Below are 22,917 nucleotides of genomic sequence, written 5' to 3'. Positions count from 1 at the left end.
GCAGCGCCGTGTCGATTAACGCTCATGGACCGGCCTTTCTGCGACGATCACCCGGTCATTAATGGTCCACGCCGCGCCGGTTTCGACTGCGGTGCTGACGCCATCGCTGGCCAGCAGTCTGACCGCGATGACACGGCTGTTATTGGCCTCGTCGATCAATAGCAGCGGCCGCAATCCGGGGCGGTTCGGCATTTGTACGGCGTTTTTCGCGACGAATCTTTCGCCAAAGCGGAGCGCCGCGGCAGGCACGGTCAACTGGTCCTGTGCCTGTGCGGTGACGATCCGCACCGAGGCCGTCATGCCCGGCAACAGCCGGCGATCCTTGTTCGCAGTGGCTATCTCGACAATATAGGTCACGGCCGAGACCGTGCCCTGCTTGCTTCCGAACAAGGCCTCCGAGCCGGTGCGGATCTGCTTGACGGCGCCCTGGAATTGCTCACCGGGATAGGCTGCCACTGTGAAGCTCACTGTCTGGCCGACCCGGACATGGCTGATGTCGTTCTCGTCGATGGTGGTCTCGATCTGCACTTCGGTGAGATCCTGGGCGATGAAGAACAGGACCGGTGGATCGACGTTGGTCGATACGGTTTGCCCGACATCCACCGACTTCCAGACCACAGTGCCGTCCACCGGCGACAGGATCCGTGTCCGATCGAGATCGATGCGTGCGCGTTGTTGGCGCGCCGTCGCCTGCGCCAGCGTCGCTACGCTGGATTCCTGCTGGGCACGAACCGCCAGCAGCGCCGCTTCGGCCGCCTCACGGGAGGCCTTGGCATGACGCACGGTGCTGTCGGCCTGCTCCAGCTTGGCCCGCGCGGTGTCGCGGGCAGCCCGCGCGTTCAACGCAGCCACTTCGGTGGCGACGCCATTCTTCAACAGTGCCTCCTGGCGGACCACCGCCGCCGCAGCGACATCAAGGTCGCCGCGAGAGGCGCCGGCCGCCGCCAACATCGATTCGTATTGCGCCTGCGCCGCGGCGATTTCAGCGCTGCGCTGCACCACCAGCGCCTCCTCCACCCGCTGCTGAGCGGCCGCGACGGCGACTTCGGCGGTCGCACGGCGCAGCTCGCTGCGTTGCGCGACGTCGTCGATCTGGGCCAGCAGATCGCCTTTGTGCACATCCGAATTGAAGTCGACCGGAATCCTCACCAGCGTGCCGCCCTGCAGCGTGCTTACCCGCACGATGCTGACCGGCCGGACATTGCCGCTGGCCGAGATGGTGCTGACAACATTGCCGCGCAGCAGTGGCACAGCGATATGCTGCAAGCCGGGTCGGCTCGCCGTCGCTTGGTACGCATAGAGTCCGATAACGAGCGCGAGCAGCGCGGCGGAGAACAGAATCGCCAAGGCGCGCCAGCGGCGACGGCGCGGCGGCGGCGCCATCGCCGCCTCGGGCCGTGTGACTTCATCGGCCAGGCGCGAGAGGTTCGGAGACGGACTCAACATGTGATTTGTCCCAATGAAAATCGAAAGAACCAAGACCGGCAGGCCGTTGCGATGACGGGCGCAGCAGTCGCATGGCAGGCTGGTTGGAAATGGTGGGTTCGCCCGGAGCAAATGTCCGGGCGAACTGCGGTGACGAAGCGAAGGGCTAGTGCATGCGGGTCGGCACGACGATCTCGATCGCTTTCAGCGGGGCAGCATCACGGTTTGCCGCGCCGTGGGCGCCGAATGTGTTGATATGCAGGTCGGGCGACCAGCCATCGGCGTCCACGCTTGTTCCGGTGCCCGGACCGCCGCTGCCCGAATTGTGCTGGCCGCGCATCGATCCTTCTTCCGATGCTCCGCCGGATCCGGAACCATCGCCCATTCCGGTGGAGCCACCGCCGGTGCCGTGACCGTTTGGACCGACCACGCCCCCGATCTTGATCACCGTGCTGGTACCGTCGAGATTGCTGCGTGGATCGCCGGGACGTCCGGGACCCTTGCTGCTGCCGTCGGTGCCATCCGGACCATTGTCCTCGCTATCGCCTGGGTTCTTGCCGAAACCGGGAACATGAACGCCAATCTGATCGAGCTTGGCGGCGCGGCCGTTGTCGGTGCCGCTGCCTTCGTCGGGATTGGAATTGCTACCGGGATATACGACCGTGATCGGCGTTCCGTCGCTCGCAAATGTTTCGACCGTGGCATCCTCGGTCTTTGAGGTGGAGGCATCATCTCCGCTGCTGCTGTCGTCACCGCTACCGTTTCCGTTGTCACCACGGCCTGCGCCATGTTGGTCGTCTCCCGAGGGGAAGCTTCCGGAATGATCACCGTTGCCGGAAGGGGTGTAGCTCGATCCCTCCGAACCGCCCGGCGTGTAAGTGCCCGCGGGAGTTTCAACGCCGCCGGCTGGACTCCCCGAACCATGACCGACCGGATGCCCGGCCTTGCCAAAGTCCTTGATGGCCCCGACAATCACGACTTTGGAAATATCCTTCAGCGGCCCCTTGACGCCCAACGTCGAGAGCGTCGCGTCGATCGCACCGCTGGTCAGGTCGCTCGCGACCGGCTTGGCCGGATCCTTGCCTTCGGCGATGGCGATCGCCGCATCGAGCGAGGTTTTCGCCGAGGTCTTGATCACCGACTTGACGACGTCGTTGGCCCTGCCGCCACCGGGAACGATCTGGCCAACCGTTTCAACGGCCCCGGCCACCGCGCCGGCCTCGAGCGCGGCTTTCGCCGGATCCTTGCCCTTGCTTTGGCCAGTATCATAGTCGAGCAACTTGTCACCATAGGTGACGGCCGCCGTGGACACGGTGGCGCCCAGCACCGAGGCCGGGTTCTTGCCGATCACCGGCGTCGCTACCACGGTAATCGTCGTCTTGGCGCCCAGACCGATGGCGTCCTTGATCGTATTGGCGGCACCATCCAGAACAGCAACGGCCTTACTTGGGACCCATCCCTTGCCGGGGACATATTCACCGCCGAGATTGTTGGTCCAGTTGTCGGCATCCTGCCGGGAGCCCTTATCGTCCTTGCCGTTAGTGGTCGACAGCGTGGACCCGTCGAGATCGTGCTTGCCGCTGACCCAGTTGATGACCCAGCCGAGATTCGAAATCCCATGGCTTTTGTCGGCAGCTTGCGCCGGCATCGAGACCGCCATCAACGCGCCCAACGCTGCGCTGGACAACATGATCCGCTTCATTAATTTTCTCCGTTCGCGATTGCCTGGGACATCCCAGGACGCTCGTTTGTCGCAGCAACGGGGATGAGCAGATCGGACTGGGGCGAATGGGTTCGAACCAATCATTGGACCAGACACGCCATCGGACTTCATAAGGCTTACGCATTGCGCATTCGGCCAGTCGCGTCAGGCGCCCGCCAGCGTTGGCTCGCCCCGCGACAGGGCGCGCAGCTTGCTCGGCGACATGCCGTAGAGACGGCGAAACGATCGATTGAAATAGGACACATCGTTGAATCCGACTTCGAACGCGATCGTGCTGATGTTCTTATCGATAAGATTTGGATTGGTCAGTGCGCGCCGCGCCATCGGCAAGCGATTGCCCAGCACGAACTCGGTGAACGTCGTTCCATCCGCGGCGAACAGTTTCTGGACATGACGCGACGTGACGGCGTGGCGTAAGGCGACCGCCGCAACAGACAGATCCGGCTGCTGAATGTTCTTGACGATATCCGCCTTGATCGCGTCAAGCCGCCTGGAGCGAACACCCTCGCCGTTGACAATCGCATAAGCTCTGCAGGCCGTAACGACCATCAAGGCGACCAGATCGTGGACATGGGAGGCTGCGATACTCAGCAGCGACGGCTCGGCCAGAGCTTGCAATCCGCGAAGGCTTTCCACGTAATGGGACAGCAACCGTAGAGCCAGAGTGTTCGCTGGAATCGGACTCATGAAAGTCTCGTCGAGGTCCGGCGCATGTGGCTCCAGCCGTTGTCGTTGCAGTCCGACAATCAGCGATCGCGATGCAATCCTGGCCGATGTGCTGGTGGGACCGTCGGTGGATACCAGAATAGCTTCGCCGGGAAACAGAAAGACCTCATTGACCGGCTGCGAGATGATGCCGAAGTCAACCTTCGGCATGATCAAGAGCAAATTGCAGTCGCTCTCGGAAGCCAAGCGCAGGATCGCCGCGCTGCGAAGATCGACCAGTTGCTGTTCCGCGGAAGAGGATTTGTCAAACCTGCTTGCATCGGGTTCACGCGCCGGACGATCTAGCGGATAGCAATTGCTCGACATGTGTTCGGATTGTGTCGGATCGATCACGCCGCTCACCGCGGTCGATCGAACAAGCAATTGCGTTCAATATTGGCCAGCAGCCTCAGCTTTCGCTCCACCTCGTACTCCGCCTTTCATGCCGATCGATCGTCCCCGCCGCAAGGCAGCGCCGACACCGCGATTGCAATCGGATAGGGTGGCTTGACTACAGCGCCATGACGGTGGAGCGGACGGCTACGACGGCTACCATGCTTCCACCGCCTTTGCGGATGCTGAATGTCGAACGCGCGATCGGAACCGAGCAATGACCCCACCCATAATTTTCGTATCGCATTGATTTTATGATCGAAAACGCCACAGAGACGGGGGGCTCATCGGCGCAAGCTCGGCAAGTCTAGGGACTGGGCTTCTCGCTACGCGTCGGTCCAGAGTATGCCCGGGTTCCTCCGGTTGAAGCTTGCCGGCTCATCAATCCGTGCTGTGTATGAACTCTACCAGGCTTGGCGCGAGCAGCCCCACGCCATCGAGACCTTCTGCGCAGCACAGGAGAGCTTCACCGACGCGCACGCCCGTCAACTGGCTCGCAGTGCTTCCACATTGGGATTCCCTACGTGGAGAGAGTCCCCACCCGCCGCGCTCTTCGAGCGCGTCGGCCTCTCCCGCAAGTCCGCAGGCGGGGAGAGGCGAAGTATTCTCACCCAAACCGGTGCGCGTAGCGCTCCACCGTCAGCTCGCTGGTATCGATCTCCGGCTTCTTGCCCGACAGCATGTCGGCGAGGACGCGGCCGGAGCCGCAAGACATCGTCCAGCCGAGCGTGCCGTGGCCGGTGTTGAGATGGAGATTTGAATAGCGCGTGGCGCCGATCACGGGCGGGCCGTCGGGGGTCATCGGCCGCAGGCCGCTCCAGAACGTGGCCTTGGAGAGATCGCCGCCGCGCGGGAACAAATCCGTCACCGAATGATCGAGCGTGGCGCGGCGCGCGGCGTAAAGCTTGTCGGAATAGCCGGAGATCTCCGCGGTGCCGCCGACGCGGATGCGATTGCCGAGCCGCGTGATCGCGACCTTATAGCTCTCGTCCATCACGGTCGATTCCGGAGCGCCGGAGGCGTCCTTGATCGGCACCGTGATCGAATAGCCCTTCACCGGATAGACCGGCAAAGAAATCCCGAGAGGAGCAACGAGCCGCGACGACCAGCTTCCGAGCGCGACGACGTAGGCATCCGCCTGCAACAGGCCGGCGCCGGTCGCAACACCGGTCACACGCGAGGCATCCGTGACGATGCCGTCGATGGACGTATTGAACATGAAGCGCACGCCGAGCTTTTCGGCCTCTGCGGCCAGTGCCTGCGTGAACATGTGGCAGTCGCCGGTCTCGTCCTCCGGCAGCCGCAGGCCGCCGACGAACTTTTCCTTCACGCCGGCGAGCGCCGGCTCGGCCGCGATGCAGCCCTCGCGATTGAGCACCTCATAGGGCACGCCATACTGCTTGAGCACGGCGATGTCCTCAGCCGTGCCGTCGAGCTGCGCCTGGTAGCGGAAGAGCTGGAGCGTACCCTTGGAACGCTCGTCATATTGAATGCCGATGTCCCGGCGCAGGTCGCGCAGGCAATCGCGGCTATATTCCGCGATCGGGATCATCCGGCTCTTGTTCACGGCATAGCGCGCCGACGTGCAATTGCGCAGCATCTTGAGCAGCCAGACCCACATCACGGGATCGACCTTCGGCCGGATCACCAGCGGACCGTGCTTCATCAGGAGCCATTTGATCGCCTTCACCGGCACGCCGGGACCGGCCCACGGCGAGGAATAGCCGGGCGAGACCTCGCCGGCATTGGCAAAGGACGTCTCGAGCGCCGGCTCGCCCTGACGGTCGACGACCGTCACCTCATGGCCGGCACGCGCGAGGTAATAGGCAGAGGTGACGCCGATGACACCGCTGCCGAGGATCAGGACTTTCACGTTTCGCACCACTCCCGCGGCGTTTGTCGCGCCGCTAGCAAGAACAACTGGTCGAGGACCGCGAGAGCAATTATCAGGCCACGCGCTTGATGGCGTCGCCGAGAATCGAGACCATCTGGTCGATGTGGCTCTTCTCGACGATCAGGGGCGGCGACATCGCGAAGGAGTCGCCGCTCATGCGCAAGTAGAGACCGGTGTTGAAGCAATCGACCATGATGTCATAGCCGCGCGCACCGACCGCGCCATCACGCGGCGCGACCTCGACCGCGCCCATCAGGCCGCAATTGCGGATGTCGACGACGTTCGGCAGGCCTTTGAGCGAATGCAGCGCATCGCGCCAGTAGTCGGCGATCTCAGCGCCGCGGGTGAGCAGGCCCTCGTCCTTGTAGATGTCGAGCGTCGCGATGCCGGCGGCGCAGGCCACCGGGTGCGCCGAATAGGTATAGCCGTGGAACAGCTCGATCTGGCCCTCCGGGCCGGTCATCACGCCGTCGTGAACCTTGCGGCTCGCGAACACGGCGCCGCAGGGCACGGTGCCGTTGGTGATGCCTTTGGCCGTCGTCATCAGATCCGGCGTGACGCCGAAGAAATTGGCGGCGAACGGCGTACCGAGGCGGCCGAAGCCGGTGATGACCTCGTCGAAGATCAGGAGGATGCCGTGCTTGTCGCAGATCTCGCGCAAGCGCTTGAGGTAGCCCTGCGGCGGCGGCAACACCGCGGTCGAGCCCGGCACCGGCTCGACGATCACGGCGGCGATCGTCTCGGCGCCGTGCAGCGCGACGAGCCGCTCGAGATCGTCGGCGAGCTCGGCACCATGCGCCGGCTGGTCCTTGGCAAAGGCGTTGCGGGCAAGATCATGGGTGTGGCGGATGTGATCGACGCCGGGCAGATGCGTCGCAAAGGCGCGACGGTTCGCCACCATGCCGCCGACCGACATGCCGCCGAAGCCGACGCCGTGATAGCCGCGCTCGCGGCCGATCAGGCGGGTGCGGCTCGATTGGCCGGTGGCGCGATGATAGGCCAGCGCGATCTTGAGCGCAGTGTCGACCGACTCGGAGCCGGAATTGGTGAAGAAGATGCGATCGAGGCCCTTGGGCGCGATCTCGGCGAGCCGCTCGGCGAAGTCGAACGAAAGCGGATGACCCATATTGAATGACGGCGCGAAGTCGAGCGTCATGAGCTGCTTCTCGACCGCAGCCGCAATCTGCCTGCGGCCGTGGCCGGCGTTGACGCACCACAGGCCCGCCGAGCCGTCGATCACCTTGCGACCGTCGACGCTGGTGTAGTGCATGCCCTCGGCCGAGGAGAACAGGCGCGGAGCCTTCTTGAACTGCCGGTTGGCCGTGAACGGCATCCAGTGCGAATCGGTCTTGATGGTGTTCGGAATCTGGTGAAGGGTCACAGGCCGCTCCTTTGCTGACCCGCTAGCAGAGCCACGGCTTCAAAAGCGCAACAAGCCCTTTTCTGTGCGCCGGCAACCCATTGATCTGGTTGGGGGTGCCGGTCCATATTTGCGCGATCCGCAACACCTGCAACAGGGATTTTGGGCATGAGCGTCGACATCGGTGGACGGCTGCGATTCATCCGGGCCCGCCACAAGCTGTCGCAGCGCGAGCTCGCCAAGCGTTCCGGCGTCACCAATTCGACGATCTCGCTGATCGAATCCAACCAGATGAACCCCTCCGTCGGCGCGCTCAAGCGCATCCTCGACGGCATTCCGATGGGCCTCGCCGAGTTCTTCGCGCTGGAGCCTGAGACGCGGCGCAAGATCTTCTATCGCGCTGAGGAACTGACCGAGGTCGGCAAGAAGCCGATCTCATACCGCCAGGTCGGCGACAATCTGTTCGGCCGGAGCCTGCAGATCCTGAAAGAGCGCTACGAGCCGGGCAGCGACACCGGCCGCGTGCCACTGGTCCATGACGGCGAGGAAGGCGGCGTGGTGATCTCCGGCAAGCTCGAGGTCACGGTGGAGGACGAGCGGCGCATCCTCAATCCCGGCGATGCCTATTATTTCGAAAGCCGCCGCCCGCACCGCTTCCGCTGCGTCGGCGGCAAGCCGTGCGAGGTCGTCTCGGCCTGCACGCCGCCGACGTTTTGAGCGAGCAGCGATCTCAGAGCTACGTCAGCAGCTCCTCGATCCGGATCGGGAAACGGCGCACCCGCACGCCGGTCGCGTGCCAGACGGCGTTGGCCACCGCGCCGGCGCTGCCGGTGATGCCGATCTCGCCGACACCCTTGATGCCGAGCGCGTTGACGTGCGGATCGTGCTCCTCGACCGTCAGCACTTCCATCGGCGGCACGTCCGCGTTCACGGGGATGTGGTACTCGCCGAGATCAGCATTCATGATCCGCCCGCTGCGCCGGTCAGTGATGGCCTCCTCGTGCAGCGCAAAGGACAGGCCCCAGATCATGCCGCCGAGGAGCTGGCTCCGCACCAGATGCGGATTGATGATGCGGCCCGCGGCGAAAGCGCCAACCATGCGCGAGACCCGGATCTGCCCAAGCTCCGGATCGACCTTCACCTCGGCAAAGACCGCGCCGTGCGCATGCATGGCGTAGTCGGTCTGCGCCGTCGGGTTCGGTGCGCCGGTGCCGCGCGCATCGACCTCGGCAAGGCCGGCCCGCGCCAGGATGTCGGCATAGCTCTCGCCGCGGCTCTCGTCGTCGCGACGGAACAACTTGCCATCGCGCGCGATCACGCCGGCATTGCCGGCGCCGAACAGCGGCGAACGCTCGTCGCTTGTGGCGAGATCGGCGAGCTTCGCTATCACCGCCGCGCCGGCATTGTGGATCGCATTGCCCGCGGTCGCCGTATGCGCTGAGCCGCCGGCAATGCCGCCATCGGGCAGATCCGAGGTGCCGGAGCGAAACGCGACGCGATCGACGTCGAGGCCGAGGCTATCAGCCGCGATCTGCGCGAGTGCGGTCCAGGCGCCCTGCCCCATGTCATGCGCGCCGATCTCCATCACGCCGGTGCCATCGCGGCGGACCGCCGCGCGCGCCTCGGCCTGGAACATCAGTGCCGGGAACGTTGCGGTCCCCATGCCCCAGCCGACCAGGAGACCTGAGTCATCGCGCATCTGCCGTGGCGCCAGCTGCCGCCTCGCCCAGCCGAAGCGCGCCGCGCCCTGCTCGTAGCAGGCACGCAGCGCCTTCGAGGAAAAGGGCTTGCCGGTGGTCGGTTCGACCTCGGCATAATTCTTCAGGCGGAAGACGAGCGGATCCATGCCGCAGGCGAGCGCCATCTCGTCGATCGCGCTTTCCAGCGCGATCGACCCGGTTGCCTCACCGGGCGCACGCATGAACAGCGGCGTGCCGGTGTCGACGCGCGCAGCCTCGTGCGAGGTCCTGATCGCAGGGCTCGCATAGAGCGTGTGCGAGGCGTCCGCGGCGGGCTCGTAGAAATCGTCGTAGCTGCTCGACACCGTCTTCGCGTGGTGATCGATCGCGGTGAAGCGCCCTTCCGCATCGACGCCCATCCGCAAGCGCTGCCGCGTCGGCGCGCGATGGCCAACCGGGCCATACATCTGCTCACGGCGCAGCACGAGCTTCACCGGCCTGCCGACCAGCTTCGCCGCCATGACGCCGAGAATCTGCGGTCCCGTCAAAAATCCCTTCGAGCCGAAACCGCCGCCGAGGAACGGGCTGCGGATCCGGATCTTGTCCGGCGCAAGGCCGAACAGCTCGGCGACGCGGGCGCGCGCCATCACCATGGCCTGGCTCGGCGTATCGATCGACAGCGTGTCGCCGTCCCAGCTAGCGACGATCGCGTGCGGCTCCATGGCATTGTGATATTGCGGCGGCGTCTCGTAGGTCGCCTCGATCCGCTTCGCGGCGGCAGCGAGCCCGGCGTCGATATCGCCATGCTGCACCTGTGCAGGATTGCCGACGCCGACGACAGGTGGGGCAAACGTTTCGCCGGCATCGAGACCGACGCGAGGGTTTAGCGCCTCGTAGCGCGGCGACAGCAGCGCCGCGCCCTCGGTCGCCGCCTCAAGCGTCTCTGCGATCACGACGGCGATCGGCTGATTGGCGTAGCGGATTTCATCGCTCTGCAGGACCTCCATCCGGAACACGAACGGATTGGTCTTGATGTCGGGGTCGATCGCGAGCTCGGGCTTGTGCTTCGACGTCATGACGTCGACCACGCCCTTGTGGCTTTTGGCCGCAGCGACATCGAGCGAGGTCACGCGGCCGCGCGCGATGCTCGACACCGCGATCACCGCAAACAGCATGCCCTGCGGATGATGGTCGGCGGCGTAGGCGGCCTGTCCCTTGACCTTCAGAACGCCATCGCGGCGGGTCAGCGGCTGGCCCATGTTCGAGCCATGGCGAATATGAGCGGGGGCAGAGGTGAGGCTGATCTCAGGCATGCAGGGCTCCGGAAGCAAAGGGAGAGGCCGGCAGCGCCGGAATGCGCGCGGGCGTTCCAGCGGCGGCTAGCGTCAGCGCACACACGACGATGCGGCGCGCCAGCTCGATCTTGAAAGCGTTGTCGCCGGACGGCTTTGCATCTGCGAGCGCGGCCTGCGCCGCTTCGCGGAAAGCGGACGGCTCAGGCGCAGCACCTTTCAGCACCGCTTCCGCCGCGCGGGTGCGCCAAGGCTTCGCGGCGACACCGCCGAGTGCAAGCCGGGCCTCGCTGATCTTGCCGCTCTCGATCCTCAGCGCAGCCGCGGCGGACACCACCGCAAACGCATAGGAGGTGCGCTCGCGAACCTTGAGGTATCGCGCATGGCCTGCGAAATCGCGTGCCGTGGCCGGCAAGCGCACCGCCACGATCAGATCACCGGGCTCGAGCGCCGTCTCGCGCTCGGGCGTTGTGTCCGGCAGGCGATGCAGCGCGTCGAGCGGCAGCTCGCGCCGGCCGCTCTTGCCTTCGATCTCGACGATGGCGTCGAGCGCAACCAGCGGCACGCAGAAGTCGGAGGGATGGGTGGCGATGCAGCCTTCGCTCCAGCCGAGCACCGCATGCAGCCGGTTCCCGCCCGCGCGCGCGTCGCAACCGCTGCCGGCCTCGCGCCGGTTACAGCGGCTGGCGGGATCATAGAAATACGCGCAGCGCGTCCGTTGCAGGAGGTTGCCGCCGACCGTCGCGGCATTGCGGAGCTGGGCGGAGGCGCCCGACAACAGCGCCTCGGCGATCGCCGGATAAGCCTTTGCGAAGGCCGTGTCATGCGCGAGATCGGCATTGCGCACGAGCGCGCCGATGCGCACGCTACCGTCGGCGAGGTGCTCGATGCGGTCGAGGCCCTTCAGATGCGTAACGTCGACGAGACGATCCGGACGGCTGACGCCGCCCTTCATCAGGTCGAGCAGATTGGTGCCGGCGGCAAGATAGGTGGCGCCGGGCTGCGCGGCGGCGGTGACGGCCTCGGCAATGGTCGCGGGCCTGACGTAATCGAACGGCTTCATGCGGAGCGCCTCTGGTTGGCTTCACCGGTCTGCACCTCGAGCACCGCATCGACGATGCCGGCATAGGCGCCGCAGCGGCAGAGATTGCCGCTCATGCATTCCCTGATGCGTTCGGGGTCATCGCCGGCCTGCGCTTCCCGCATCATTCCGATCGCGCTCATGATCTGGCCGGGCGTGCAGAAACCGCATTGGAAGCCGTCACGGGCGATGAAGGCGGCCTGCACGGGATGAAGCTGGTCGCCGCGCGCAACGCCTTCGATGGTGAGGATGTCGGCGCCGTCATGGCTGACGGCGAGTGCGAGACAGGAGTTGATCCGCTTGCCGTCGACTAGGATGGTGCAGGCGCCGCACTGGCCGCGATCGCATCCCTTCTTGGTTCCGGTCAGTTGCAGACGCTCACGCAGGAGATCGAGCAGCGTGACTCGGGGATCATCGAGTTGGAAATCGCGCCGCGCACCGTTCACGGTGAGGCTGATGGAGTGGGTCATACAAGGCTCCGATCAGATATGGACATGAGTGATCGCTCAGCGAGCCACCGCCGTGGCCGCCGTCGATTCCGCGCCGCTCGCACACGATCCGAGCCGACGTGTCAGCGAAGATACGGAGGCACCCTCCGTTTAACAAGAGCAGACGAAAAATATTTGGAATTCGTCAAAACCCCGTGCGCAAACAACGCGATGCGCCGCACAAAGGGTTCAATCTAACCAGATCGTGATCTAGATTGGCGACATGGACGACCAGGTCGACAACATCCGAAAACCCCGCGCCGACGCCGTGCGCAATCGCGAGCGCGTGCTGGAAGCTGCTAAAGCCGTGTTCAGCGCGGGCGGGCCGGAGGCGAGCCTGGAAGCCGTTGCAAAGCGCGCAGGCGTTGGCATCGGCACGCTCTATCGTCATTTTCCGACGCGCGAGGCGCTGTTCGAGGCGGTGTATCGCCGCGAGGTCGAGCAGCTCGGCGAGCTCGCCGAGCAACTCAGAAGCGCGAAGGATCCGGTCGACGCCTTGCGGCGCTGGCTGCGCTCCAATGTCGAATTCGTCACGACCAAGAAGGGCATGTCGGCAGCGCTTGCACTTGCGGTGCAGAGCGGGTCGGAGCTGCATGCTTTCTCGTTCGAGCGTCTGACCAAAGCCATCGGCTCACTGCTCGATCGCGCAGTTGCAGCGGGCCAGATGCGGGCCGACATCAGTCCCGAGGACCTGCTGCGTGCATTCTTCGGCATGTGCTACATGCACGACCAACCCGGCTGGCAATCGACCGCGCTCAGGCTGCTCGACGTATTCGTCGACGGACTTCGCGTGCAGTCCAAACCATCATCGCGCGCGACCGTCAAAAAGACAAAACCGGCGGCGAAGAAAAAACGATAATGCGGAGGCAGTGATGCGCATCGCGGTGTTGCTGATCACGTTACTCCTGAGTTTTGCGGCCGCGCAGGCCGACGACATTGCAGCCGCCAAGAGCGTGATCCGCGCCCAGGAGCAGGCTTTTGCCCGCGACGATGCCGCGGCCGCCTATTCCTACGCGGCACCCGGGATCAAAAAGATCTTCCCGGCCGCCGACATCTTCATGGCGATGGTCGAGAGTGCCTACGCACCGATCTACCGGCACAAGAGTTTTGAGTTCGGCGAGACCAAGGTCGATGGCGACTGGATTGGCCAGCACGTCCACATCATCGATGCCAATAACGAAGCCTGGGAAGCGCTCTACACGCTCGAGCAGCAGGCCGACGGCAGCTACAAGATCACGGGATGCTCGCTGCAGAAGGCGGGACAGGCGGTTTAGGGCGTGGACTGGTCGAGCTTCAATCCGCCCGCCGCGGCCGGCCAACCACCCAGTCTCTAAGCGGAACGCAAACCTACCCGGCGCCGGATACTAGATCGCCGACACACTCTCTCGACGAAACGAATGTGGGCCAAGACGCGTGCGTGGTGGGCAGTCACAAACTGTTCTATCTTGAGCGTTCGGCCGCCGCAGTTTGCACCGGATAGCGGGCATAGAGTGTGTCGACGCGATCCCGCCACATCGCGACGAACGCGCCCGAGGTGAGACGATCGACCGACTTCCATTCGCGCTTGACCACCGGCAGCGTGTTGCCCCAGATGGCGCGCCTGCACCATCGCTCGCCCTTCGCCGAGCCCTCCTGGGTTGCGCACATCGACTTCCAGGCAATCCGCTGCGGATGGCTGATGTGTTGGGCGGCTCCTTCCCAGCCCTGCTGGTGGATCAGGTAGAGATCGGAAAACGTCGGCTGCTTGTGCGTTATTACTTCGAATAGCGCAGCCTCGGTGATGAACTTGTAGGCGGCGCCCATGGCGTTGTCGCGAGGATTGAGGATGTCGCCCGATCCGTATTTGCTGAACTCAAACTTGCTCAACTGGAATAGACCGATATAGGAGCCGGTGCGTTGCTTGGGATTGAAATCGGATTCGATTTTGGCGACCGCCTTCATGAAATTGGCATCCATACCGAACGCCTTGGCCGCGTGTTCGATCTCCTGGATGGGCGTTCCGAGCGGGACGCCGCTCAACGCCGATAAGGCGATCTTCGCGGGTTTGTCCGGCGGCGGGATTTCCGAGTAGACGTAGTATTTGAGATACGACGGTTCGCCTTCGTCCGGATTGGGCGAGGCAGCGCGCGGACGGTCCTGCTGTGGCGTTGCCGAGTTCTCGGGCGGCGCTGCCTCAAGGCTGGCGACCTGCAACATTCGCCCTTGCCGCGGCGAACTGGTTGAATCGGACGGCATCACCGCGTCCGGCGCGGCAGCGCTGAATCCCGCCGCGACGATCGCATTAGCCGATGATCTCGTATCGAATTTGGCCTCAATGACCGGAGTCGGAAACGCTGCCGCGGCATTTTTCAGGACCGTCGTCACATTCAGCGGGATGGCGCTGAATGCATCAGCAACTCTCGCATTCGGCGTTGCGATGCTCGGGCGCGATACCGCGATCTGATGAATTGCGGCAAACGAAGTCGCGGTCAGCGCGCCGACAATGTAGCTTGCTTGCCAAATCTTCAATGTCGCCAGCCGCGCGGCCGCGGTTCCCCCATTCATGTCCCCAACCTGGCACGCAGATTAAGGAGGCGAAGGGAAGACAATATGGCACGCCTGTGGCGCAGGTGCGGTCGGTCTCGGCCGCGTCGCCAAAGATGTGCCTAAATTGAAGTTGCGGTCTTGATGCGCTTCCTGCCGAGGAACAGAGACGGGCGCCATGTCGCGTAACCATCGCCAAACAAGGCTCCCGCCCTGAAATGACGGCTGAAGCCGTGCGCGCTGATGGGCGCCGACCGCGCCCCATTCTCGGGCGTGCCCCTTCCGTCGTTTGCAGATTGAGCGATGATCCTCATTTGCCCCTGATTTGCCCGACGCAAGATCACGGGATGCTCGCTGCAGAAGGCGGGACAGGCGGTTTGAACTCACGGAGCCGCGATGTCCGCTTAACCTTCAATAGCGTCGCAGATGCCGCCATTGCATGAGGTCCGAGAAGGGCCAACAAGGAACATGAACCGACCGGCCCCGCGGCTATGGTCACGGGGCATTTTTGTATATCCGCCCGTCCTTCATGATAACCTTGAAGTTCTTGGCGGGGTCGGCGATCAGGTCAATATTCTCCAACGGGTTGCCCTCGACCAGCAGCAGATCGGCGAGCGCGCCTTGTTCCACGACGCCGAGTTTCCCCTGATAGGGACTGCGCTTGCCGGACAAGGCCAGCAGTTCGCCGTTGGTGCCGGTCGCCTGGGCAAGCGCTTCGGCGGGACTATACCAGCGGACAAGCGAGGCCAGAATGGCACCCTGTTGCTGGGCCAGCGCCTGGGAGAACAGGACGTCGGTGCCCCACGCTGTCTTGATCTTGTACTTCTTGGCCAATTCATAGGTTTTGGCAATTCCGGGCCAGACCTCGTCGGCCTTGGCCCGCTGCACCGACCCGACCGGAAAGCCCTGCCTCAAAGCCTCGGGCAAGGGCTGCGTGCTGAGCCAGATGCCTTTCTCCGCAATAAGCTTCGCTGTCGCATCGTCCATCAGGAAGCCGTGCTCGATGCATTTCACACCAGCGGCGATCGATCGCTGGATGGCTGCCGGCGTGAACGCATGCACGGTGACATAGGTGCCCCAATTCTCCGCCGCTTCGACGGCGGCACGCAACTCGGCCTCGGTAAACGTCGACGCGTCGATCGGGCTGAACGGCGAAGAGACGCCGCCTCCGGCCGTCAGCTTGATCTGGGAAGCGCCTTGCATCAGTTGCTCGCGGACACGCACGCGCACCTCGTCCGGACTGTCGGCGACCATGCTGGCACCGATCTGCTCCATGCGGCTGAGCATGCCGCCGATCGTGCGCGGAAGTTCCGACAGTTGGCGGAAATCTCCATGTCCGCTGGTTACCGTGATGACGGCTCCCGAGGGATAAATGCGTGGACCTGCAATCAGGCCCTTATCGATGGCGGCTTTCAGTCCGAATGTGGGGCCGCCGACGTCGCGGACCGTGGTGAAGCCGCGCATCAAGGTGTCCGTCGCCTCGACGCCTGCCGCGATATTGTTGTAGCCGACGTCGCCCACGATGGAGTCGACCGCAGTCGGACGGATCAGCATTGCGTGCCAGTGGGCGTCGATCAGCCCCGGCATCAGCGTTCGACCGTTCCCGGCGATTATGGTGACGCTTGGCTCCGCAGCGATCGGCTCCGTCGAGATGCGCTCGATGATATTGCCTTTAATCAGAACATTGGACGGCGCGGACAGTGAGGCGCCTTTTCCGTCGAAGATGCGCACATTCTGGAACAAGGTCGCGCTAGTTGTTGCTGGCGGATTGCCCTGCGCGCGAGCGCTGGACGCAAGCCCAACAGTCAGAAGCGGGAGCGCGGCGACGAAAATCCTTCGTGACATCGGGCTCATTTAGCTTACCCCTGCAGCATACGTTGCGAGCGTTCGCGACGCTGATGCTGGGAAAACAGTTTGGCAGCGATGTTGACTCAGATCAATGCTGCGTAACTGAGCTCTGCGTCATCGCCCGCCCTAGCGATCATGCCGTCGTATCGACATTAGGACATGTCGCAAATGGGTCAAAATCGGAAATGCTCTGATTGAACGAAAAAACTTCTGCTTGGGCTCAAAAGGCCGACGCTCACGCGTCAACGGTAGTGGATCTCGAGACGGTCGCATTCGCCAACGGGCTCCCGCCCCTGAAATGACGGCTGACGCGTGCCCTGTCCCATTCTCAGGCGTGCCCCCTTCCGCCGTTTGCAGATTGCGCGATGATCATCCTTTACCCCTGATTTGCACGACGCGTCAAGTTGAATTCGGTAAATCCGCAATCCCCTCCGACGACGGTCCCTACTTTGCATGGGGTTGTTTTTCGGGTTTTTGTTGAAGAGCGCCGTCGGGACCTCCCCCGGGCGTCAGGTCGCAAACCCCGGCCCGGCCTTCGCCACGTTCATCCGCGAGCGGATCAGAAGCAGCACGACGATGCCGATGTTCAGCGCATTCCAGGCCACACCGTTCGCAAACGCCGCTGCATAGGAGCCGGTGGCGTCAAAGATCACGCCCGACACCCAGCCGCCGAAGGACATGCCGAACACGGAGGCGAAGATCACGATGCCGACGCGGGTCGCAGCTTCGCCGGCCGGCATCGCCTCGCGCACGATGATGGCATAGCTCGGCACGATGCCGCCCTGGAACAGGCCGAACATCGCGGAGATCAGAAAGAGCGAGGTCAGGCCGTCGAAGAACAAATAGAAGACCAGCGCAAAGCCCTGCGCCAGCGAGCCGACCAGCAGCGTTGGGATGCCGCCGATCTTGTCGGCCAGGAAGCCGGAGCCGATCCGGCTGACGATGCCGCAGCCCATCATCAGCGACAGCATCTCCGCGCCGCGCGCCACGCCGTAGCCGAGGTCGCCGCAATAGGCGACGATATGGACCTGCGGCATCGCCATCGCCACGCAGCAGGAGATCGCGGCGATCGACAGCAGCACCGTCAGCGTGTTGGTCGACAGCCCGAGATCGACGCGCGGCGGCGGCGCGTTGGCGTGATTGCGAACCTTGTCGTCGCCGATCTGGGCGCGCAGGATCAGAACCAGCATCGCCATCGTGCTCGCACAGACGATGCCAATTCCGATGTGGGTCATGCGCCAGCCGACGGTCTGCACGCCCCAATTCACGATCGGCGGCCACATCGCGCCCGCGACGTAGTTGCCGCCCGCGACGATGGTGACGGCGAGCCCGCGATAGCGCTCGAACCAGTGCGAGGCTTCCGCCATCAGCGGCGCAAAAGTTGCCGATGTGCCGAGCCCGATCAGGAAATACACCGCCACGAACTGCCAGAGCATGGTCGACAGCCCAGCCAGCACGTTGGCGACGCCGAGAAAGGCGATGCTGATCGCCATCGCCGGCACGATGCCGAAGCGATCGGTGATCCTGCCCGCGATCACCCCACCAAGGCCGAAGCCGAACATCATCAGCGTGAAGGCCAGCGACACCGCGCCGCGCGTGGCTGCGAATTCGGCCTGCACCACGGGAATCACGACCACGACCGCCCACATGCCGACCGCGCCGATCGAGCCGATCATGAGCGCGAGCACGAGCCGCACCCAGGCCTGACGCGAATCAGGGGTGAAGCCGGCCGGTCGTTGCGGGAAATTAGGCGCGTGCACGGCGCGACCTTCTTCGGTGACCGCCTTGCGGTCAAGCTTCATGGCGCGATATTGGGCATGCGCGGTGCGCTGCGGTAAGAAGAGCTTGGCGGAACCACACTTTGCCATTAGTTTGCAATCTGCGTGTGCATCATTGCCGCGCAAAAGGCATGTCGACGGGATGTTGTTGCAATTGACGCGATCGATGCGGATCAGGGTGGGGCGGTTCGTCGCCCTCGCCTATCTGTTCTGCGTCCTCGCGCCGGCAGCAGTCCTTGCCTGGGGCAGCGGTCCCGCGCCGTGCCTTGGCGATGAGTTGCAGACAGTTGCTCTCGCGCCGGAGCACCTTCACGGCGCGAGCCAGATGCACGCCGACGGCGGCCACGATTACGCCGCCGCGCATGCGCATCACCAGACCGCTGCGCAGGATGCACCCGCGCAACATCATCATGACGGCAAGGGCACACCCGGCCCCTGCTGCGCGATGATGTGCGCGAGCGCGCTGCCGGCCGCCCTTCCCGACGTCGCCAAGCCGGTGCAGCCGATCTCCGCCTGTGCGCCCGAGATCGCGGTGAGCCTGCACAGCGAGGCGCCGCCCCTGCTCTACCGCCCTCCCATCGCCTGATCTGACGTCACGATTTTGAGGCCACGCGCATTTGCGCGCGCGGGCTCGTGGTCATCTGACAGATCAGGGATTACCCATGCTTACGCTTTTCGGGGCGCGTCTTGCCGCGGCAACCGCGGCGCTTGGACGGCGCTTTGGCTTCATCTGGCCGATCCTGGCCATAACGGCGCCGGCATTGTCCGGCTGCATGCCCGCGACGACCGCGCCGCTGGCGAAGGCCGATCCTGCCGATCCCGCGGCCAAGGTCGCGCGCGTCGGCTACCGCTCGACGATCGCGCCCTACAGCAGCCTCAGGCCTGCGCCGCCGGCGCCATGGCGCGAGCGCAATGACAGCGTCTCGCCTCCAGCGAAGCCGGACCGGTAGGAGCGCGCGCCATGGCACACCCATTCGCGCGCGGACTGCTCGCATTCGTCGCGCTTGGTCTTTCCGGCTGCGCCGCGTTCTCGCCGGACGGCGGCATGACTGCCGTTGCGGACCTGACCAGCCGGACCATCAAAAAGGATGTCGCTTTCGTGCGGACGGCCGAGGAGGCCGATGCAGTCAACGACGGCGTTCGCCGCCTGCTGTCGCGGACGCTGAGCGCCGATGCCGCCGTGCAGATCGCGCTGCTCAACAACAGGGGGCTGCAAGCTGCCTATAACGAGCTGGCGCTGGCCGAGACCGATCTCGTCGAGCAAAGCCTGCCGCCCAATCCGGTCTTCTCGGTCTCGCGGATTTCCGGCGATGGCGCCAGCGAAGTCGAGCGCCAGGTCGTCGGCGATATCCTGGCGCTGGCGACGCTGCCGTTCCGCTCCGACATCGCCCGCGACCGTTTCCGCCAGGCGCAGCTGCGCGCGGCGCTGGTAACGCTGCGGCTCGCCGCGGACGTGCGGCGCGCCTATGTCCGCGCCGTTTCCGCCAACGAGATGGTGGCACTGCTGACGGATGCGAAGTCGACGGCGGAGTCCACCGCGCAACTCGCTGTGAAGCTCGGCGAGACCGGATCGGTCAACAAGCTCGATCAGGCCCGCGAGCAGGTGTTTTATGCCGAGACCACCGCCGATCTCGCCACCGCCCGCCAGGCGGCAACGAGTGCGCGAGAGCGGCTGGCGCGGCTGATGGGGCTGTGGGACGACGGCCTCGATTTCCGCCTGCCCAACGCTTTGCCGCCGCTGCCGCGCCGGCCGCTCGCGCTGCCCTCGATCGAGGCCGACGCGGTCGCCCATCGCATCGACTTGCAGATCGCGCGGCTGGAGCTCACGGCGCTGGCAAAGTCGCTCAATCTCACCGACGCGACACGCTTCGTCACGCTGCTCGATCTCGCCGGCATCTCCCGCCGCACCCAGGATCCGGGAGGCGCGCCATTCCGCGAGCGGGGGTTCGAAGTGCAGTTCCAGATCCCGATCTTCGACGGCGGCGAGGTGCGCGTGCGGCAGGCGACCGAGACCTACAATCTCGCCTTCAACCGCCTCTCCGAGCGGGCCGTAAACGTGCGTTCGGAGGCGCGCGACGCCTACCGCGTCTATCGCTCGACCTACGACATCGCCAGCCACTATCAGCGTGAAATCCTGCCCTTGCGCAAGATCATCACCGAGGAGATGCAGCTTCGCTTCTCCAGCATGCAGGTCGACATCTTTGCGCTGCTGACGGAGGCACGCCAGCGCCTCGCCTCGCTGCGCGGGGCGATCGACGCGAAGCAAAAATTCTTTCAAGCGCAGTCCGAGTTGCAGACCGCCATCAACGGCGGCGGCGCCCCTGCGGGCGGCACCGACAATGCGACGACCATCGCCGCGGCACCGCCTGCCGATGGCGGGCACTGAGATGGAGGCCAACATGTTTTCCCGCCGAGGATTTTTGAGCACCGCCGCGCTTGCAAGCGCATCGGTGGTCAGCGGCCGCGTCCAGGCCGCATCGATTCCGGAAGCCCCGCAGATGGACAAGGTGGTGATGCAGCCACCGTTGCATCCGACCAGTGGACCGGATTATCGCCCCGTCGTCACGCTGAACGGCTGGACGCTGCCGTTCCGCATGAACGGCGACTGGAAGGAATTCCATCTCGTCGCCGAGCCCGTGGTGCGCGAATTCGCCGAAGGCATGAAGGTCAACCTCTGGGGCTATAACGGCCAGTCGCCTGGGCCGACGATCGAGGCAGTCGAGGGCGACAAGGTCCGCATCTTCGTCACCAACAAATTACCCGAATACACCACCGTGCACTGGCACGGCATGATCGTGCCTAGTGGCATGGACGGCGTCGGCGGGCTCAATCAGCCGCACATCCCGCCCGGCAAGACCTTCGTCTATGAGTTCGAGATGAAGAAGAGCGGGACCTTCATGTACCACCCGCATTCCGACGAGATGGTGCAGATGGCGATGGGCATGATGGGCATGGTCGTCGTGCATCCGCGCGATCCGGATTTCCGCCCCGTCGACCGCGACTTCGTCTTCGTGATGAGCACCTATCGCGTCGACCCCGGCACCTATTTGCCGAAGGTCAACGAGATGACCGATTTCAACATGTGGACCTGGAATTCGCGGGTGTTTCCCGGCATCGATCCGTTGCCGGTGCGGCTCGGCGACAAGGTGCGCGTGCGCATAGGCAATCTCAGCATGACCAACCATCCGATCCATCTGCATGGTCACAGCTTTGCGGTGACCTGCACCGACGGCGGCTGGATTCCCGAGAGCGCGCAATATCCGGAGACGACGACCGACGTGCCGGTCGGCGCCGTGCGCGTGTTCGACGTTCTCGCCGACAATCCCGGCGACTGGGCGTTCCACTGCCACAAGTCGCATCACACCATGAACGCGATGGGCCACGACATGCGCAATCTCATCGGCGTCTCGCGCAAGGATCTCGCGCGTGCGGTCGGCAAGCTCGCGCCCGACGCCATGGTGATGGGCCAGTCGGGCATGGCGATGGGCAACATGGAGATGCCGGCGCCCGACAACACGCTGCCGATGATGACCGGCGCCGGACAATTCGGGCCGATCGAGATGGGCGGCATGTTCACGGTGATGAAGATCCGCGAAGGCATGACGCGCGACGATTACAGCGATCCAGGCCCCTACGCGTTCCCGCAAGGCACCGTCGCCTACGAGGTCGCATCGCCTGTCACGGAGCCGGAGCGGCAGCAAAACGTGCCGATGAAGAAAATGAAGATGTGAACGAACGTTTCGACGAACCACCAACTGGAGAACAAGATGAAGAAGACCACGATGATCACACTTGCGGCACTTTCGCTTTTGGCCGCGCCTGCACTCGCGCACGAGCATCACGGCCATGAGACCTTTTCGGCCGGCGAGCCCGGCGATCCCAAGAAACCGGCGCGGACCATCGAGATCGCACTGAGCGAGATGGCCTATGAGCCCTCGCGCATCACGGTCAAGCGCGGCGAGCAGATCCGCTTCGTGCTGCGCAACGTCGGCAAGGAGGATCACGAATTCCTGCTCGCCACCACCAAGGAAAATCTCGCGCATGCCGAGGTGATGAAGAAGCATCCGCACATGGAGCACGACGACCCCAACGGCGTGCGGCTGGCGCCGGGCAAGACGACCGAGATCGTCTGGAAATTCACCAAGGCCGGCACGTTCGAATTTTCCTGCCTGATCCCCGACCACCGCGACTACGGCATGGTCGGCCGCGTCACCGTGAAGTGAGCAATGGAGACTCCCATGAACCAGATCATCCGTATCGTCGCCGCGCTGGCGCTGAGCATCGGACTGTCTCTCGGCGCCCCCGCGGCCGAGGGCGCCGCGATCAGCGGCGAGGTCAAGAAGATCGACGAGGGCGCGGGCAAGATCACGCTCAAGCACGGACCGGCCAAAAGCCTCGGCATGGATGAGCCGATGACCATGGTCTACCGCGTCAAGGACCCGGCGGTGCTCAAGCAAGTCAAGGTCGGCGACAAGGTCACCTTCGAGGCCGAGGAGGCGGCGTCGGGGTATACGGTGACGAAAATGCAGAAGGCGAAGTAGGGCGCACCTGCCACCTCCGTTGTCATTCCGGGATGGTCCGAAGGACCAGACCCGGAATGACGGGTCATAAGGTCCCGTTTCGTCCCTCCCCCCTCCCTCCGTTAACCCTTTGCTAACCATACACCGGGCAAAAATTGCCGGGTGAAGTCGAGTGTCGTCGGCCGCGTAAAACGGGAGCTCCCGTGGA

Annotated in this window: 20 protein-coding genes and 1 pseudogene; 10 read left to right on the top strand and 11 right to left on the bottom strand. The window is 64.3% G+C overall.

Annotation, left to right across the window (positions count from 1 at the left end):
* Window positions 1-15: 15 nt before the first annotated feature.
* The 3 genes from NLM33_RS39005 to NLM33_RS38995 form a co-directional block, all read right to left on the bottom strand.
* Window positions 16-1,383: an efflux RND transporter periplasmic adaptor subunit gene (locus tag NLM33_RS39005; RefSeq protein ID WP_254103691.1), complete on the bottom strand. Its 1,368-nt coding sequence runs from the start codon at window positions 1,381-1,383 to the stop codon at window positions 16-18.
* Window positions 1,384-1,591: 208 nt separating this feature from the next.
* On the bottom strand, window positions 1,592-3,259 hold the full coding sequence (locus tag NLM33_RS39000; protein ID WP_254103690.1) for a hypothetical protein: 1,668 nt from the start codon (window positions 3,257-3,259) through the stop codon (window positions 1,592-1,594).
* Window positions 3,260-3,292: 33 nt separating this feature from the next.
* Entirely contained in the window at window positions 3,293-4,216 is a 924-nt protein-coding gene (locus NLM33_RS38995; RefSeq protein WP_254103689.1) for an AraC family transcriptional regulator, read from the bottom strand.
* A gap of 336 nt (window positions 4,217-4,552) precedes the next feature.
* Between NLM33_RS38995 and NLM33_RS49405 the strand changes: the two are divergent.
* Window positions 4,553-4,699, top strand: a pseudogene (locus NLM33_RS49405) (chromosome partitioning protein ParB); the annotation flags it as partial.
* A 154-nt stretch (window positions 4,700-4,853) separates the two neighbouring features.
* Here NLM33_RS49405 and NLM33_RS38985 read toward each other — a convergent pair.
* Window positions 4,854-6,119 carry a D-amino acid dehydrogenase gene (locus NLM33_RS38985; RefSeq protein WP_254103688.1) on the bottom strand — a complete coding sequence of 422 codons (1,266 nt, stop codon included), beginning with the start codon at window positions 6,117-6,119 and terminating at the stop codon, window positions 4,854-4,856.
* 73 nt (window positions 6,120-6,192) lie between these two features.
* The gene (locus tag NLM33_RS38980; RefSeq protein ID WP_254103687.1) at window positions 6,193-7,521 is read right to left on the bottom strand and encodes an aspartate aminotransferase family protein; all 1,329 of its coding nucleotides are present in this window, start codon (window positions 7,519-7,521) and stop codon (window positions 6,193-6,195) included.
* A gap of 147 nt (window positions 7,522-7,668) precedes the next feature.
* On the opposite strand from NLM33_RS38980, the gene NLM33_RS38975 reads away from it, so the two are divergent.
* Window positions 7,669-8,217, top strand: a complete 549-nt coding sequence (locus NLM33_RS38975; RefSeq protein WP_254103686.1) for a cupin domain-containing protein — start codon at window positions 7,669-7,671, stop codon at window positions 8,215-8,217.
* Between the two features lie 19 nt (window positions 8,218-8,236).
* Here NLM33_RS38975 and NLM33_RS38970 read toward each other — a convergent pair whose 3' ends face one another.
* From NLM33_RS38970 to NLM33_RS38960, 3 genes are read right to left on the bottom strand one after another with little or no spacing between them, the layout of a single operon-like run.
* Complete coding sequence (locus NLM33_RS38970) at window positions 8,237-10,492, bottom strand: xanthine dehydrogenase family protein molybdopterin-binding subunit (RefSeq protein WP_254103685.1); 2,256 nt, start codon at window positions 10,490-10,492, stop codon at window positions 8,237-8,239.
* On the bottom strand, window positions 10,485-11,534 hold the full coding sequence (locus NLM33_RS38965; protein WP_254103684.1) for a xanthine dehydrogenase family protein subunit M: 1,050 nt from the start codon (window positions 11,532-11,534) through the stop codon (window positions 10,485-10,487). The genes NLM33_RS38970 and NLM33_RS38965 overlap by 8 nt, the downstream gene beginning before the upstream one ends.
* Window positions 11,531-12,022 carry a (2Fe-2S)-binding protein gene (locus tag NLM33_RS38960; protein WP_254103683.1) on the bottom strand — a complete coding sequence of 164 codons (492 nt, stop codon included), beginning with the start codon at window positions 12,020-12,022 and terminating at the stop codon, window positions 11,531-11,533. Before NLM33_RS38960 ends, NLM33_RS38965 begins: the two co-directional genes overlap by 4 nt.
* Window positions 12,023-12,263: 241 nt before the next feature.
* Between NLM33_RS38960 and NLM33_RS38955 the strand changes: the two genes are divergently transcribed.
* Together NLM33_RS38955 and NLM33_RS38950 are read left to right on the top strand one after the other, a co-directional pair.
* A complete protein-coding gene (locus NLM33_RS38955; RefSeq protein ID WP_254103682.1) occupies window positions 12,264-12,899 on the top strand; it encodes a TetR/AcrR family transcriptional regulator in 636 nt (211 codons plus the stop codon).
* A 13-nt stretch (window positions 12,900-12,912) separates the two neighbouring features.
* Window positions 12,913-13,314, top strand: coding sequence for a DUF4864 domain-containing protein (locus NLM33_RS38950; protein WP_254103681.1), 402 nt, complete (start codon window positions 12,913-12,915; stop codon window positions 13,312-13,314).
* A gap of 166 nt (window positions 13,315-13,480) precedes the next feature.
* Here the strand turns inward: NLM33_RS38950 and NLM33_RS38945 are convergent, their stop codons facing one another.
* The 3 genes from NLM33_RS38945 to NLM33_RS38935 form a co-directional block, all read right to left on the bottom strand.
* Window positions 13,481-14,584: a transglycosylase SLT domain-containing protein gene (locus tag NLM33_RS38945; protein WP_254103679.1), complete on the bottom strand. Its 1,104-nt coding sequence runs from the start codon at window positions 14,582-14,584 to the stop codon at window positions 13,481-13,483.
* A gap of 474 nt (window positions 14,585-15,058) precedes the next feature.
* On the bottom strand, window positions 15,059-16,417 hold the full coding sequence (locus NLM33_RS38940; RefSeq protein WP_254103678.1) for an amidohydrolase family protein: 1,359 nt from the start codon (window positions 16,415-16,417) through the stop codon (window positions 15,059-15,061).
* Window positions 16,418-16,920: 503 nt separating this feature from the next.
* Entirely contained in the window at window positions 16,921-18,213 is a 1,293-nt protein-coding gene (locus NLM33_RS38935) for an MFS transporter (protein WP_371930044.1), read from the bottom strand.
* A 142-nt stretch (window positions 18,214-18,355) separates the two neighbouring features.
* Here NLM33_RS38935 and NLM33_RS38930 point away from each other — a divergent pair, with 142 nt between their 5' ends.
* The 6 genes from NLM33_RS38930 (at window position 18,356) to NLM33_RS38905 (ending at window position 22,730) form a co-directional block, all read left to right on the top strand.
* The gene (locus NLM33_RS38930) at window positions 18,356-18,775 is read left to right on the top strand and encodes a hypothetical protein (RefSeq protein ID WP_254103677.1); all 420 of its coding nucleotides are present in this window, start codon (window positions 18,356-18,358) and stop codon (window positions 18,773-18,775) included.
* A 76-nt stretch (window positions 18,776-18,851) separates the two neighbouring features.
* Window positions 18,852-19,139 (top strand): hypothetical protein, encoded by a 288-nt coding sequence (locus tag NLM33_RS38925; RefSeq protein ID WP_254103676.1) that lies wholly within the window; start codon window positions 18,852-18,854, stop codon window positions 19,137-19,139.
* Window positions 19,140-19,150: 11 nt separating this feature from the next.
* Window positions 19,151-20,575 carry a TolC family protein gene (locus NLM33_RS38920; RefSeq protein WP_254103675.1) on the top strand — a complete coding sequence of 475 codons (1,425 nt, stop codon included), beginning with the start codon at window positions 19,151-19,153 and terminating at the stop codon, window positions 20,573-20,575.
* A gap of 13 nt (window positions 20,576-20,588) precedes the next feature.
* A complete protein-coding gene (locus NLM33_RS38915) occupies window positions 20,589-21,920 on the top strand; it encodes a multicopper oxidase family protein (protein WP_254103674.1) in 1,332 nt (443 codons plus the stop codon).
* 36 nt (window positions 21,921-21,956) lie between these two features.
* Window positions 21,957-22,412: a cupredoxin domain-containing protein gene (locus NLM33_RS38910; RefSeq protein WP_254103673.1), complete on the top strand. Its 456-nt coding sequence runs from the start codon at window positions 21,957-21,959 to the stop codon at window positions 22,410-22,412.
* A 15-nt stretch (window positions 22,413-22,427) separates the two neighbouring features.
* A complete protein-coding gene (locus tag NLM33_RS38905) occupies window positions 22,428-22,730 on the top strand; it encodes a copper-binding protein (RefSeq protein WP_254103672.1) in 303 nt (100 codons plus the stop codon).
* Window positions 22,731-22,917: the final 187 nt, after the last annotated feature.

The organism is Bradyrhizobium sp. CCGUVB1N3, from assembly GCF_024199925.1.
In the GTDB taxonomy this organism is placed as follows: Bacteria; Pseudomonadota; Alphaproteobacteria; order Rhizobiales; family Xanthobacteraceae; genus Bradyrhizobium.
Note: the sequence above shows the minus strand (reverse complement) of the source record. Positions and strands in the feature narration are given on the sequence as shown.

Bases quoted from the DNA above. Each gene is read 5' to 3' on its own strand.
- NLM33_RS38905 (WP_254103672.1), top strand. From the start codon at position 22,428: ATGAACCAGATCATCCGTATCGTCGCCGCGCTGGCGCTGAGCATCGGA.
- NLM33_RS38955 (WP_254103682.1), top strand. From the start codon at position 12,264: ATGGACGACCAGGTCGACAACATCCGAAAACCCCGCGCCGACGCCGTG.
- NLM33_RS39000 (WP_254103690.1), bottom strand. From the start codon at position 3,259: ATGAAGTCCGATGGCGTGTCTGGTCCAATGATTGGTTCGAACCCATTC.
- NLM33_RS38950 (WP_254103681.1), top strand. From the start codon at position 12,913: ATGCGCATCGCGGTGTTGCTGATCACGTTACTCCTGAGTTTTGCGGCC.
- NLM33_RS38930 (WP_254103677.1), top strand. From the start codon at position 18,356: ATGCGGATCAGGGTGGGGCGGTTCGTCGCCCTCGCCTATCTGTTCTGC.
- NLM33_RS38940 (WP_254103678.1), bottom strand. From the start codon at position 16,417: ATGAGCCCGATGTCACGAAGGATTTTCGTCGCCGCGCTCCCGCTTCTG.
- NLM33_RS38975 (WP_254103686.1), top strand. From the start codon at position 7,669: ATGAGCGTCGACATCGGTGGACGGCTGCGATTCATCCGGGCCCGCCAC.
- NLM33_RS38965 (WP_254103684.1), bottom strand. From the start codon at position 11,534: ATGAAGCCGTTCGATTACGTCAGGCCCGCGACCATTGCCGAGGCCGTC.
- NLM33_RS38945 (WP_254103679.1), bottom strand. From the start codon at position 14,584: ATGAATGGGGGAACCGCGGCCGCGCGGCTGGCGACATTGAAGATTTGG.
- NLM33_RS38970 (WP_254103685.1), bottom strand. From the start codon at position 10,492: ATGCCTGAGATCAGCCTCACCTCTGCCCCCGCTCATATTCGCCATGGC.
- NLM33_RS39005 (WP_254103691.1), bottom strand. From the start codon at position 1,383: ATGGCGCCGCCGCCGCGCCGTCGCCGCTGGCGCGCCTTGGCGATTCTG.
- NLM33_RS38960 (WP_254103683.1), bottom strand. From the start codon at position 12,022: ATGACCCACTCCATCAGCCTCACCGTGAACGGTGCGCGGCGCGATTTC.
- NLM33_RS38925 (WP_254103676.1), top strand. From the start codon at position 18,852: ATGCTTACGCTTTTCGGGGCGCGTCTTGCCGCGGCAACCGCGGCGCTT.
- NLM33_RS38915 (WP_254103674.1), top strand. From the start codon at position 20,589: ATGTTTTCCCGCCGAGGATTTTTGAGCACCGCCGCGCTTGCAAGCGCA.
- NLM33_RS38920 (WP_254103675.1), top strand. From the start codon at position 19,151: ATGGCACACCCATTCGCGCGCGGACTGCTCGCATTCGTCGCGCTTGGT.
- NLM33_RS38935 (WP_371930044.1), bottom strand. From the start codon at position 18,213: ATGAAGCTTGACCGCAAGGCGGTCACCGAAGAAGGTCGCGCCGTGCAC.
- NLM33_RS38910 (WP_254103673.1), top strand. From the start codon at position 21,957: ATGAAGAAGACCACGATGATCACACTTGCGGCACTTTCGCTTTTGGCC.